This is a genomic window from Plantactinospora sp. CA-294935, from assembly GCF_050936445.1.
GTDB lineage: Bacteria > Actinomycetota > Actinomycetes > Mycobacteriales > Micromonosporaceae > Plantactinospora.
Window position 1 is genome coordinate 2817092 of sequence record NZ_JBNJMU010000001.1, and the last position, 12636, is coordinate 2829727.

A 12636-nucleotide genomic window follows, 5' to 3' on the forward strand; every position below is an offset into this window, starting at 1 on the left:
GCGGAGCAGGTACATGACCACGCGGCGACAAATCAGCGTCGACATGACGCTGCCTGAGTGGTCTGAGAAACGCATCGGCCTTTCCTTGCCGGCTCCCATCAACGATCGACTTGACGATCTCGTGACGCTCGTTGAGAAGATTGGCGAACCAACAAGCTGCAAAGAACCCGTGGCTTCGCTCATCTTTGGTGCGCCGCCGGCAGGTGAGGATCTGGCGTGGCTGCTGCACGCCAACAGGCGGGCCAAGGCCTGGGCTGCGCGGCTCAGTAGCAGCAGCGTCGGCGGCGCTACTGTCCCGATCCAATCCCACCGTCCCGGACCGCGCCCGCGTCGCCGACTCTGCTGAGCCCTTGTGCACCTGGCCAGGAGCGCACGCCGGTAATCGGTGCAGGAATCCCCGTAGATCCAAGTGCCTCTTCAGGCGGTTCTGCGTCGCTTCTCGTTGATTCTCTCGGCGACTGCGTCGGCGGCGTTGTGGTGGAGTTCTTTGGTGACGCTCTGGTAGGTGTCGCGGGTGAGCGTGGTGGTGGTATGGCCGAGTTGTTCGGAGACGACTTTGATGTCGATGCCGGCGTCGAGGGCGATGGTCGCGGCGCCGTGGCGGAGGTCGTGGAGGCGGATGGGTGGTAGTCCGGTTCGTCGGACGAGTTTGTTGAAGCGTTGGGTGACGAGGTTGGGGTGCCAGGGGTGTCCGTTGGGGCGGACGAAGAAGAGTCCGGTGTCGGGCCAGGCGGGTCCGGCTTTGAGGCGTTGGGCGGCGCGGCGGGCGCGGTAGGCGGTGAGGACGGCGGCGGTGTCGGCGTCGATGGTGAGGTCGCGGTTGCCGGCTTTGCTCTTGGGCGGCTTCTGCCGCATCCGGTGGCCGTGGGTGGCGATCTGGTTGTTGATGGTGACCTCTCGTTTGTCGAGGCGGACTTCGGAGTCGCGTAGGCCGCAGGCTTCGCCGCGGCGGGGTCCGCGGTAGGCCATGAAGTGGTAGAGCGGGTGTAGGTCGGGGTCGTGCTCGGCGGCGTGGTCGAGGAACTGGGCGAGGAGTTCGTCGGTCCAGACCATGACCGGGCCAGGGATCTCGCCGGTGGTTTTCCAGTGTTCGACGCGTTCGGGTTCCCAGACGATGGGGTGTGGGCGGTCGCCTCGGGTTTTGACGAGGGTGGCAGGGTTGGTGATGCCGACGATGATCTCTTCGGCGAGGGCGTCGTTGATGGCTTTGCGCAGCGTGGCGCGGATGCGTTGGCGTGTGGCGGGGCCGCAGGGCCGGATGCCCTTGACGGTGGCCCGGACCTTCGGGTCGGGGCTTGTCTTGGCGGCGTGGACTTCGGCTGTGCGTTGTTCGATGGCGGCGAACATGTTCTTGATGTGGTGGGGGCGGAGTTTGTCGAGGGGGATGGTCCCGAGGTGGGGGATGAGGTGGTTACGGACGTGGGATTCGTAGCTGAGGATCGTGTTCTCGTCGATCTGGAGGCCGGTGAGCCAGGTGGTGAGGTGTTCGGCGACGGTGGGGGCGTCGGCGAGTGGCCCTCCGGTGCGTAGCCGTCGGCGGGTCTCGTCGGGGTCGGGTAGGGGGCTGCGGGTGTGGGCGACGTGTTGGAGCATGTCGCCGATCTCGACGCTGCGGGCGCGGTCGCGTCGGGCGAGGGTGAGCAGGGAGCGGGCTTGGTCGAGTTCGTCGGCGGCTTCGGTGCGGGCGTTGAAGCCGCCTCGGCGGAGTTGACGTCGGCGGCCGTCGGCGGTTTTGGGGAGTTCGAGTTGGTAGTGCCAGTGGCCGTGGTCGGAACTCCAGGAGCCGTTGGCGCGGCGGAGTTTGGGGCATTGGTTGCCGATCAGCTTGCCGGTTTCGGTGTCGCGGCAGCTGCATCGTTTGAAGATTGATCCGTCAGGCATGGGATCGGGAAGCTCCTTGGTTAGGGGTTGCTGGTTGTGGTGCTCGGGGTGAGCAGCGGATTCGTCGATGGACATGGACGCGTGCCTTTCGGGTGAGATCAAGTCGTCACCCTTGGCGTCGTCGTGTCTGCTGTCCGCTGGCGCCTGCCTGACCGGCCCGGCGATGGGCCGGGGCGGTCAGGGAGGCGGGTCTGGTTGTCAGCGGTGTGGCTGGTAGCTGTAGTCGCCGTCGGCGATGGCTTCGTCGCCGGGTCGGTTGGGGGGCGTGGATGGGATGCGGGGCGAGTGGCTCGACGTCGCTGCAGATCGGGTCGTTGGGTGGCCACAGTTGCGAGGTGTGTGGGAGTTCAGTCAGGGCCAGCCGGTGGTTTCTGCGCCGGTCGGCTGCCACACCGGGTCAGCCGGGTGGTCCTGTTCCGGGTTGCTGGTGGCGATGGTGAGTTGTCGCAGGTTGCGGCGGTCGAGGTGCCACCGCAGTTCGTCTTCGCGTTGGGGGTCGGGGGCCTGGAACAGCGGGGTCGACAGGCCGGTGCGTTCCGCCAGCGGTGGGTAGGCGTGGACCCGGTCAGCGAGGGCGGCGATGCCGATCCCGCCAGGATCGGGTTCGAACCAGAAGCCGTGCCGCCTGCGGCTGTGGATGTACTCGCCGTGCCAGGTGGGACGCCGCCCCGGCCTGGTGGCATGGCGCAGGTACGCGGTGACCACCAGGTACGCAGGTCGGTGCCGGGCTGGGTGCGGGCGCGTGCGGCGAGGTCGACGAAGAACTGGTTGGTGTGGAGCAGGCTGAGCAGGCTCTGGTGGACCCACAGTCGGTCGCGGGCGCGGTACACCTGGGCTGGTGTGATGCGGCCGGCGCCGTCCGGTTGGGTGATCTCGGCGCCGAGCGGGCCGAGGCACCACCAAGTCTCGAGGGCGTTGAGGTGGACGTTGGGCGGGAGGCGGTCGATCCAGCCGCGGCGGGCCAGGATCATGAGCCGCCGGGCGCCGACGCCGGGGTGTCGGCGAAGCCGAGAGCGGTGAGTTGGGCGGTGGTCAGGGTCCGGTGTTCGGCGAGCATCTGGACGGCCCACCGGTCGCGGGGGTAGAGGCGGGTGATTTCGGCGAGGAACAGTTCCGCCGGGATCGGCCTGGTGGACGGGACGGTGAACTGAGGGTGTGGGGTCTTCACGACTGGTACCTCCGGTAGGTGTGCCGCGGTTCGCGGCGAGGGTTTGGGACAGGGATCCCGCCGGGGGACGTCGCTGTCGTTCGGCGGGCGGAAACGGGTCCGCCGCCCGGCGCGGTGCGCGGGCGGCGGAGGCGGACAGGGTTGGGCCGGCGGCCGGTGTCGACACCACCGGGCGGGCGTGGGGTTCCGGGCTACGGCGGTGGGCCGTCGGCCCGGTTGGGTGCTGTCGGTGTGAGGCCGAGGGCGGTGAGGATCGGGGCGACGGGTACCCGGTAGTGGGCGCCGGCGCGGATGACGGGTACGGGGAACGCGTCGCGCTTGACCAGCCGGTAGGCGGTGGCCAGGGAGAAGTTGAAGATCTGGGCGGCGGTTGCGAGGTCGGTGCTGACGCCGAGGGCGTGAATCGTCTCGGCGTCCCAGACCGAGCCGCCGCCATCAGTTCCGCCGCAAGGGCGGGTACGGCTTGTTCGTCGGGTAGTCACAGGAAGCTCCATAGGAGAACGGGTGAGCGGTGGGTGCGCTGCGGGTCGTGTGATGTGGCGAGGCCTCCCTCCGGTCGCGAAGGCGGCGGTCAACGACGGCGGAACGTGCGCCGATGATGTTGACCGGTCAGATTGAGCTCGATGGGGACACGATCGCGTCGGGCCCGTACGCTGGCTGTCCGAGGTACGGGAGCGCGTCGGCGAGGCCGGCCAGGGTGACGAGGCCGTGGTGGCGGTGGAGCCACCACAGCGGTCCGGCGGGGCTGCTACCCGCACGGGTGGCGTGGTCACGGCTCGCGGTCGCGACCGGCACCAACAGGGTCTCGTCGGCTAGGCGCTGGTGGAGGTGGTGGGCGCGCTCGGCGGAGTGGAGCCAGAACAGCACCGGCCAGCGGGGGCCACGGTATTCGGCCATCCGGTGGTAGGCGGCGAGTTTGCGGACGAGTTCGGTCAGTGGCTCGGTGCCGGTGTCGTACTCGAGGAAGAACGGCACCCGGTGGTTGTCGGCGTGCCAGACGCCGTGCCCGTCGGGCTGGATGGGCGCGGGGTGGCCGCGTAGTTCGATCAGGGCGTCGGGGCCGGCGAGGGCGCCGGGTTTGCGGCACCGGGTTTCCGACCACCACCGTTGCAGTTCGTGGTCGGGGTGGGTGCGGGCGTGGCCGGCGAGGTCGGTGAAGAACTGGTTGACGCCGAGTCGGTGGGCCAAGACGCGGGCGACGGTCCAGCGGCGGCGTCGGGCTCTCGTCTGGCTGGGGCGGGGCGGTGGCTGGTCGCGTTGGGCGGCGACGATCTCGGCGCCGAGTTGGTCGAGGACGTAGTGGTACGGGTAGGTGCCGCCGTCGGTCTTGAGCGGCCGGAACCGGTCGACAACGCCGACGTTTCGTAGCCGGCGGAGCCGGCGTTGGGCGAAGTCCAGCGACGGGAACAGGGCGTGGGCGATCTGGGGCGTGGTCAGTACGCCGTGGTCGGCCAGCCAGTCCAGGAGTAGGTAGTCGCGGGCGATCAGCGTGGACTGCACACGTAGAACCTGGTCAGACACTGTTTTCTCTTTCTGCATAGATACGGGGGGAGAGGAGAGACCGGAAGGTCTCTCTGAGTCGAGGCGGGATCTGTCACCGGCGCGGCGTGCTGGGACGACAGGCACAGCCGCGGTCCGTGTGGGGGTCAGGTTCAAGAGCGACCCAGGAACGTGGACAGACACCGACGGGAACACCGACCGCGGAACCGTCCCGACACCGCCCAACCTGCAGCAAGGCCAGGGCGAGCCGGTATCGCTGGGATGCCGGCACAGTGAGACGCTGCGGCCCGAGAGGCGCGATCGGACCTGGCCAGCGTGGGAGATCCGCCGACGGTCGCCGTGATGTCGCCCGCCTGGCGGTGACGGCGGCGTGGTGGATGAATCCCGGGATGCCGGCGGACGGAATCGGCAGTCGCAGACCCAAGGGCTGGACGGTCCCGGGCCTGTCTGACCGTGCACCTTGTGGCCGTCCGCCGCCGTGGGGTGCTTGGCTGGGTCGACGTCGCTGCCACGCCCTCATACCCAAACCGGTGTTTGTGTGCTCTGGCGAACACATGCCGATCTCACAGGCGCTCACAGCCGCTCACAGAGAACGCCGTCCGCGTGGTCGGCCTGCTGTGAGAATTACCCTCCGTGTCCGTCACGTTCTTCCCTGGCCTGTGAGCGAGGCAGGGGTACGGACGCGATGCTGATCGACCGGGCGGCTGACACGGTGGACGCCACTCCGCGTCCGTCCCCAACCGGTCCGGGCCGTCTGCCCCTGCCACCACCCGCTCTCCGCATCGGGGGCCGGTACCCGTCACTCCGAACAACACTGTTGATCAGAAGGGGACACCCGCGGCGTGAGGATGGCGGACACGGCGATGTCCGTCGTCTGTCCGGAGCTGAGGACAACCACCCTTGACATCGAAGATCGCGCCTGGACATGACATGACACCGATGTTCGTGACATCAGTGGACACCGATGTTCGTGACATCGATTGACGTCGGTGTCACAGGTTGTCCGACTGAGGTCGTGTCATCGACGCCTGTCTCCTGACATCGGATCCCCTGGTGCTTGTCGACGGCGATGACATCGATGCTCGACCGGCGTGGCGCCGACGCCCGGACGCGTTGACCGCCGGTGCCGAGCGCCGGTCTCCGAGGGGTCTGCCAGGCTGCGTCCCCTGACTCGGCGGGAGCGGCGGCGAGCCGGAGGACGATCCGTCGGTGCAGCTCACGGCTGTCCCTGTCGCCACCGGCTTTGGGTGGGGTGGGCGCCATCGACGCGCCGCCGTACGCCTCGATGGATGCGTGGCCAACGCGCACCGCAGCCTTCGTGATGTGTCTCAGGATCGCTGACAACTGTCATCGCCCGACCCGTGACAGTCACTGATGTCGATGACATCCGGGCGTCGCCGACAGTTCTGACATCGACCAGTAACTATTGACGCCCGGTGGGACGCGAGTCCTGTGACATCGACGCCGACCGTTGACATGAGGCGCTGTCAAAGGCGTCCAGAGGACCGGATGCCCCCGGGGGGCCGAATGACCGACGTCGCGACGGCCGTACCGGCCCGCCACCCGATGCCACCGACCTTGCATGCCTGCGCCTGCCTCGGCGCCTCGGCGGCCCCGGTCGAGCTCCGCGACGACCGACATCCGACCGCGCTGCTCCGCGTCTCCCGCATCTACCAATCGGGCTTTGTCAGACGTAGCGAACACTTGCCGATCTGACACCATCTGACAACGCTGAGGACTCATCTGCTCGGGCCGCCACTGACAGATGCGCAGCGTAACCGCAGGCGGCGTATACGGTCTGTCAGACCAGGTCAGGTGCCCGACTCGGACGTGGCCGCCTGCCGCATCGGCTACCGAGAGTGGTTCTCCTGGTGCCTGCCCGCAGGCGCCGCCGGTCACACCGGCCTGCCGGGTTCTTCCGTGCTGACAGCGCGGGCCCGCCGCCTTGTCGGAACGCTGTGAGCGCCCTGTCAGATGCCACCGGCCCGCCCGCAGGTAAGCCCTACGTGGCCGCTGTGATCTCTGACAGGACAGCTCAAACATATCGATTGATTCGGGGTCGTCAATCTAAAGATCAACTCCTGTGAGGGTGGTGTGGTATGAGCCTCGCGGGCGGTTGCCGCTGTGAGACCCGTGTCAGATCGCCAAGTGTTCGCTACGTCTGACAAACCCCGTTTGGGAGGTAGGGGCGACGACATCGGGCCGAGCGCTCCGGACGACTTGATCCCCGGCGAGAGGTGAGCGTGGATCGTCCTGGCCGGCGTCGAAGCCTGGCCGCAGTCCTGCCGATGCGGCCTCGACGACGGCCCTGCGGATGTCGTCGACGCGAGGAGATCGAACATGACCGCCGGGAACACCGCCCTGGGTTTCGGGAGCACCACCTACGATTCAGGTCAGAGCGTCCCGCAGGACGTCGCGGACGTACTGCTCTGGCGTATGGCCGCCAGAGTCATCGCCGTCCATCAGCCCCAGCAGGGACAGCCGACCCGATGCGCGAGCCTGCTCTGCGCCGGACAGCACTACCCGTGCCCGCCGGTACGCGCCGCCCACCGCGCCCAGCAGATCAGCCACCGCGTGCCGGCGGCAGCGGCGAGACCCGAGCTGCCGGCTGCACGTCAGGTGCGGGTGTCCGGTCGACCGGCCGAGCACTCGGCACGCCGCAGGTTCGCTGACTGGTACGCCGCCACCCGCTCCATGATTAATCCGCCGCGGATGAGGGGGTGGCCGTCCATGCCGCTCTCCGGTCACGCGCCGTTGACCGTACTCGCGATGACAAATCCCGTTCCCGTCCGTGGCCCGTCGACCGGTTGACGACCTGATCGACCACACCGGCCGTCTGCTCAGGGTCATGACCTGGTGCAACGGCATGGGCATAACCCTCGAGCACTACCCACCGGCCCGACTCGTCCTCGCCGCACACGCCGAGCACCTCCCCTGCAAACCCCGGACCTGCACCGGTACCTCGACGCTGCGGTCATCGCCGACGACCTGGTGCAGCACCCACCGGAGCAGTCCGGATGCACCGACGACCAACGGCAACAGATCCTCGACCGGTACCTCGAGGTCCGCGACCGCGACGAGTGGCGCGCCGCAGTCCAACCCGCACTGAACTCCGACGACGACTACTGCGCCTGGTTCGTCGACACGGTGGCTGCACGACTGCGACTGCGCGCGTTCACAACGACGTATAACCCGACAAGGTGCGGTGGGGTGACCGAGCAGTCCCCCACCCGCGTGGGGTCAGATGAGACGAAAGCAGCGCCGGAGCTCACACCAACGTGAAGTGGGCAGGGCCTGATGGGCACAGACTGGACCACCGAATGATTGCGGCGACCGACCCTAACTACCGGTATGTTCGGTGCCTGACCGGTCACGCATCGCGATGACGAAGGGTGATGGCGATGGCGCAGGTGGCGAGGCCGCTGACGCCGGAGGCTTCAGCGCGCCATCGGTTCGGCGCGGAGCTTCGGCGTTGGCGGCTGCGACGTGAGCTTTCTCAGGACGCCTTGGGGCGGCTGATTCACGCCAGTGGCGACCTCATCGCCAAGATCGAAAAGGCACAGCGGTGGCCAAGCGCCGACTTCGCCAGGCGTTGTGATGTCGTGCTGGACACGAACGAAGCTCTGATCACCCTCATGCCGCTTCTTGAGAGAGAACGACGGCGCGATCGATTTCTTGTGCAACCACCGACGACTCAGCCGGACAAGCACCAGCTCGTGGACTTGGTGGCTTCCACATTTCCCGCCGATCGGCAATCGTCCAGGGCGGAGATCCAAGGGGATCCTTGGACGCTCCGCTTGCCCGCCGGCCGCATGTTCGCCGCGACGTCGCTGAATGCCTGGCTAACGGAACCGGTGGCGCGCAGGCCGGATCATCTGACCGCGGCGACGCCGCCGAGCGTTGCCGCACGTCCCGGGGACCTGCTGGTTGCACAGGATCTCGACGGCGATCAGCCGCGTTTCTACGCCGTCGACGCGCGCCGGAGGTCACGAGCCGAGGGCGGCGTCGCTATCCCGCTCGCGTACCTGCTCGACGACTTCACCATCGGCATCCTGTGGGCCTCCCGGACCCTGGACGACGCACTTCTGAATGATGACCAACTCTTGGCCGAGACGTTGGACAGGTTCAGGCCCAGCGGGGCCGCTCGCGGTGCCGATGCCCTGCCCACGGATGATCTGACCCAGATCGCCCAGGCCTGGCTTGGCTCGTACGCGTGCGCCAGGTTCATCAGCGCCCACGTCGGCGCCCCACCCGGCCCGCCACTGTTCTGGACCCGTGAGCAGCGTGGCGAGGAGGCCGCGACGTGGTTGCTGTTCGGTCACAAGATCGACTACCTGCGTACGCTCCGGGCCCGGTACAAGGACCGTACCGGGCCGATGGGTCGGGTTTTCTGCTTGCCTGAGGCCACCGCGGTCACCGGTCCGCGCGCCGAACGAGTGCTGCTCTTGCTGGCCGCAGCGCTTATGGAGGCGATGGGTGTAGCTGTGCACGTCTGCACCGAACCCGATTACTCCGCAGTCGAAGGCTTCGTCCTGACGCCCGACGGCACCGTGATCGTCGCCAACTGGCTGCGCGCCGACCGCGTTTGGCACGCCACCGTCATCGCTGGCCGTCCCGCAGTCGGCTCCTACCGCGACGCTCTTCGCTTCGGCCAGGCGGCCAGCATCATCTCGGCGGACGCGCCGACTGACCGGCTACAACGCCTGGCCGACTACCTGAGCCTCGACTGGACATGGCTAACGGCGCGAGCAGCACAGATCTCCGCCGCCGGTGTCACCGGTCTGATCCGGCCGCGCAGCCGACTGCTGTCCCACACCGGCATTGAGACGGCGTGCCGCTTCCTCGCCGTCCAGCCGAGGTAGCGGCCCGGCCGAGCCACCGGCCGCGTAGGGTGCGTGTCAATTCGCTGTGGGGAGGTTGACGGGTGAACCAGCGCGCTGACCGCCGAGTGGCCGTGTTCTCGCTGGGCGGCACGATCGCCATGACCAGCGGTAAGAACGGCGGCGTCGTGCCCGCGTTGAACGCCGCAGACCTGGTGGCCGCCGTCCCCGGCCTGGCCGACACCGGCATAACCGTCCAGGTGCACGACTTCCGCAAGTTGCCCGGCGCCTCGCTGGGCTTCGACGACCTCATCGCCCTGGCCTCCGCCGCCAAGGGCGCTGTAGACGACGGCATCGACGGGGTGGTCGTGACACAGGGCACGGACACCATCGAGGAAACCTCATTCGTGCTGGACCTGCTGTGGGCCTGCGACGCGCCGCTGGTGATCACGGGCGCTATGCGTAACCCGACGATGGCTGGCGCGGACGGGCCAGCGAACCTACTGGCGGCGGTGACCGTCGCCGCCGCCCCGGCCCTGCGGCGGCTGGGCTGCCTGGTCGTGCTGGGCGACGAGATCCACGCGGCCCGGTGGGTCCGCAAGACCCACACCACCAGCCCGGCGGCATTCGCCTCGCCCGACACCGGCCCGGTCGGCCTGGTCGCCGAAGGCCAACCGCGCGTTCTCGCTCGGCCCGCACGGCACCCGCTCGCGCTGAACATGCCACAACCGAAGGCGGTACGCACCGCGGTGCTGCCGGTCGTCCTCGGAGACGACGGCGAAACGCTGCACCATGCGGCTGCCGGTTTGGACGGGCTTGTCGTGGCCGGTTTCGGCGTGGGTCACGTACCAGCCGCCACGGTGCCGGTACTGACCGAGTTGGCCGACACGATGCCCGTCGTGCTGGCCTCCCGCACCGGCGCCGGGCCTGTGCTCACCAGCACCTACGGCTTTGCTGGTTCCGAGTCGGATCTACTCGCCCGCGGGCTGATCAGCGCTGGCACCCTGGACTGCTACAAGGCGCGGGTGCTCCTGCACCTACTGCTGGCTGCCAGCGCCGACCGAGGCGAGGTCGCAAAGGCGTTCGAGACAATCGGTGCCGGCGAGGCACCCGTCGGCGAGGTGGGGTGAGGATGGCTCGAACGGCGGCATTGCGGACTGGGAGGACCATCGGCGTTGCCTTCGATCACGGCGAGGACTTCTTCCCCACCCTCGAGCAGGTTTGCCGTACCGAGGGCATCCGGTACGGCTACATTCCGATGTTCCTCGCCGGTTTTCGCGAGGTCGACATCGTCGGTAGCTGCCAAAGGCTGGAGAACCCGGACGCGCCGGTCTGGTCGAAGGTACAGCTGACCAACGTCGAGGCGATGGGCTGCGGCACCCTGGCCTACGATCCGGACGAGAATCGGATCCTGCCGCACATTCATGTCTCGGCAGGCCTCAAGGAGCATTCGGCCACGGCGCACACCAGCCACCTGCTGGCCGCCCGGGTCCAGTTCCTGACCGAGATGCTCCTGGTCGAGGTTCTCGACCCGCCGATCACCCGGCCTCGCGAGCCTGACCTGTACGACGTCCCGCTGCTCACGTTCGGCCCACCGTCCCAACCACTTACGACGCGACAGTGATAGGCGCGAGGTAGCGAGACGCCTCCTCAAGCCTGGGCAGGGCGGTGTAGGGCGGCCATGACCGCACGGGTGTGCACGACACCCTCACGGACCAGTTCCGTTCGATCGTCTGCGCAGCGCACTATTGTCAGATGGTTGGCCGTGGGGCAAATCCCTCCGTCGACCGCAACCGACACACCAGCCCCGGACTTCGCGATGAACTCCCGGACTTCGGCAAGGTTGATGGACGGTCCGGGGGCGTCCATGACGGAGAGGTTGGCCGTCGTGGCGGCGATCAGACACGATGCCCTCGCCGCCAGTTCGCCCAGCAGGCCAGGGGCATAGGTAACCAGGGCCCAGGGTGTACCAACCATGCAGTATCGCGATCCGTCTGATGCGTCGCGCCATGGAAGCAGCAACGCCATATCCCCTGGCCAAAGTGCATCAGCCAGAAGCTCCGCCTCCGCGGTCAGGCGGAAGTGCTGCCGTACGGCGTCCATCGACGGGGCGACCAGGACCATCGACTTCGCGATTGGCCGCTGCTTGGCGGCGAAGATCCGGGCACAGGCATCCGCATCGCCCGCGTCACAGCAGATCATGTACCACCGACTCGTCGGCATGATGACCAGCTCGCCGGCCTCCACGGCCCGCCTCGCGAGGTCAAGTTCGGGTGGGGATACAACACGCATTCGGATCTCCGGTCAGCCGAATTCCATGATCGGGATAAGCTGCCGTCACCGGTCGCCAGCACATGGACGCCGCAGCCGGTCCAGCGGGCCGGCTCCCTCGTACGGTCGCTGCCATCCCGTCGAGGGCAGCGAGTTGCGCTCCGGCCGGCCCAGAGCCGATCACCGTAGGGCGATCTGAGCCCCGAGAAGCAAGTACAGAAGAGGATTCTGGTCGGCGAGGTCAGGTCGCGAGTGGCTGCAGCGGTGTGTACTCCAGCCACGGGTCGCGCAGCGCCTCGAGTCGCTGGTGAGCGTGGCGGGCGTGCGCTACCCGGAAGTACGCCATCACGCGCGGCGTCGTTGACGTGTTGCGGCCGACAGCGTGCGGGACAAGGTGGTGCATCAGCAGTACGTCCCCCGGCTGTCCGAGCAACGGTGTGCCTTCTTCGTCGTCGATGTTCGGCGGAACCTGGTCAGTCATGCCGACTGACCACTCCGTACGGAACCACTCCGCCATGCGCAGGTGTCCACCTGGCACGTAGCGCAGTGCGCCGCTGTCTCGGTCCGTGATCTCGGACAACACGACCCCGACCAGGAGCGTGAAGGTACGCAGTTCGGCCGGATCGAGATGGGGGCAGGCCACCCCGTCTACATGCATAGCCTTCGGCGACTGGGTTGCACCGTGGATGTCGGGGATACGGATCTGAATCTGGGTCGTCGAGACCGGCTGCGTTTCCGCAACGAGCGAGGCCACCAAGTCGGAGATGCCGGATCTGTGAAACAGGGCAAGTACGTCTGGGTGCGTCCCCAGCTCGGGCGCGAACGTCCGCTGCGTATATGACTCGATAAGGTCTGACTGCATCTTGCCGTGGTACCAGCCATCAATCATCCTCCGAGCCCGGTTAATGAGTTCGGAAGCCACGAAGTTTCGCCGAATCACGATGCCTTCTCGGACGAATTGAGTCATTTCCTGTGGGGTGATGGCGGCGGACATGG

The 12636-nt window shown here is 67.7% G+C and carries 13 protein-coding genes and 1 pseudogene; 5 read left to right on the forward strand and 9 right to left on the reverse strand.

Annotated elements, in window-relative coordinates:
* Window positions 1-13: 13 nt before the first annotated feature.
* Window positions 14-346: a hypothetical protein gene (locus ACQEVC_RS12620; RefSeq protein WP_432876498.1), complete on the forward strand. Its 333-nt coding sequence runs from the start codon at window positions 14-16 to the stop codon at window positions 344-346.
* 71 nt (window positions 347-417) lie between these two features.
* On the opposite strand, the gene ACQEVC_RS12625 is transcribed toward ACQEVC_RS12620, so the two are convergent.
* The 6 genes and pseudogenes from ACQEVC_RS12625 to ACQEVC_RS12650 all read right to left on the reverse strand — a co-directional run bounded on the left by ACQEVC_RS12625 (window position 418) and on the right by ACQEVC_RS12650 (window position 4570).
* On the reverse strand, window positions 418-1956 hold the full coding sequence (locus tag ACQEVC_RS12625) for a tyrosine-type recombinase/integrase (protein ID WP_432876500.1): 1539 nt from the start codon (window positions 1954-1956) through the stop codon (window positions 418-420).
* Between the two features lie 276 nt (window positions 1957-2232).
* A complete protein-coding gene (locus tag ACQEVC_RS12630) occupies window positions 2233-2586 on the reverse strand; it encodes a hypothetical protein (protein ID WP_432892100.1) in 354 nt (117 codons plus the stop codon).
* Between the two features lie 29 nt (window positions 2587-2615).
* Window positions 2616-2852 (reverse strand): annotated as a pseudogene (locus tag ACQEVC_RS12635) (hypothetical protein); the annotation flags it as partial.
* On the reverse strand, window positions 2849-3049 hold the full coding sequence (locus ACQEVC_RS12640; protein ID WP_432876502.1) for a hypothetical protein: 201 nt from the start codon (window positions 3047-3049) through the stop codon (window positions 2849-2851). The pseudogene ACQEVC_RS12635 and the gene ACQEVC_RS12640, both read right to left, overlap by 4 nt.
* A gap of 191 nt (window positions 3050-3240) precedes the next feature.
* Complete coding sequence (locus ACQEVC_RS12645) at window positions 3241-3531, reverse strand: DNA-binding protein (RefSeq protein ID WP_432876504.1); 291 nt, start codon at window positions 3529-3531, stop codon at window positions 3241-3243.
* Between the two features lie 127 nt (window positions 3532-3658).
* Window positions 3659-4570, reverse strand: coding sequence for a replication-relaxation family protein (locus ACQEVC_RS12650; RefSeq protein ID WP_432876506.1), 912 nt, complete (start codon window positions 4568-4570; stop codon window positions 3659-3661).
* 1506 nt (window positions 4571-6076) lie between these two features.
* Here ACQEVC_RS12650 and ACQEVC_RS12655 point away from each other — a divergent pair.
* Window positions 6077-6265 carry a hypothetical protein gene (locus tag ACQEVC_RS12655; protein ID WP_432876508.1) on the forward strand — a complete coding sequence of 63 codons (189 nt, stop codon included), beginning with the start codon at window positions 6077-6079 and terminating at the stop codon, window positions 6263-6265.
* Between the two features lie 672 nt (window positions 6266-6937).
* On the opposite strand, the gene ACQEVC_RS12660 is transcribed toward ACQEVC_RS12655, so the two are convergent.
* Window positions 6938-7120, reverse strand: coding sequence for a hypothetical protein (locus ACQEVC_RS12660; protein ID WP_432876510.1), 183 nt, complete (start codon window positions 7118-7120; stop codon window positions 6938-6940).
* An 830-nt stretch (window positions 7121-7950) separates the two neighbouring features.
* Between ACQEVC_RS12660 and ACQEVC_RS12665 the strand changes: the two genes are divergently transcribed.
* From ACQEVC_RS12665 to ACQEVC_RS12675, 3 genes are all read left to right on the forward strand, one after another.
* On the forward strand, window positions 7951-9411 hold the full coding sequence (locus tag ACQEVC_RS12665) for a helix-turn-helix domain-containing protein (protein WP_432876512.1): 1461 nt from the start codon (window positions 7951-7953) through the stop codon (window positions 9409-9411).
* Window positions 9412-9473: 62 nt separating this feature from the next.
* Window positions 9474-10499: an asparaginase gene (locus tag ACQEVC_RS12670; RefSeq protein WP_432876514.1), complete on the forward strand. Its 1026-nt coding sequence runs from the start codon at window positions 9474-9476 to the stop codon at window positions 10497-10499.
* A 2-nt stretch (window positions 10500-10501) separates the two neighbouring features.
* A complete protein-coding gene (locus ACQEVC_RS12675) occupies window positions 10502-10993 on the forward strand; it encodes a PPC domain-containing DNA-binding protein (RefSeq protein ID WP_432876516.1) in 492 nt (163 codons plus the stop codon).
* Between the two features lie 26 nt (window positions 10994-11019).
* Here ACQEVC_RS12675 and ACQEVC_RS12680 read toward each other — a convergent pair whose 3' ends face one another.
* Together ACQEVC_RS12680 and ACQEVC_RS12685 are read right to left on the reverse strand one after the other, a co-directional pair.
* On the reverse strand, window positions 11020-11616 hold the full coding sequence (locus ACQEVC_RS12680; protein WP_432876518.1) for an L-threonylcarbamoyladenylate synthase: 597 nt from the start codon (window positions 11614-11616) through the stop codon (window positions 11020-11022).
* A 265-nt stretch (window positions 11617-11881) separates the two neighbouring features.
* Window positions 11882-12634 (reverse strand): phytanoyl-CoA dioxygenase family protein, encoded by a 753-nt coding sequence (locus tag ACQEVC_RS12685; protein ID WP_432876520.1) that lies wholly within the window; start codon window positions 12632-12634, stop codon window positions 11882-11884.
* Window positions 12635-12636 lie beyond the last annotated feature (2 nt).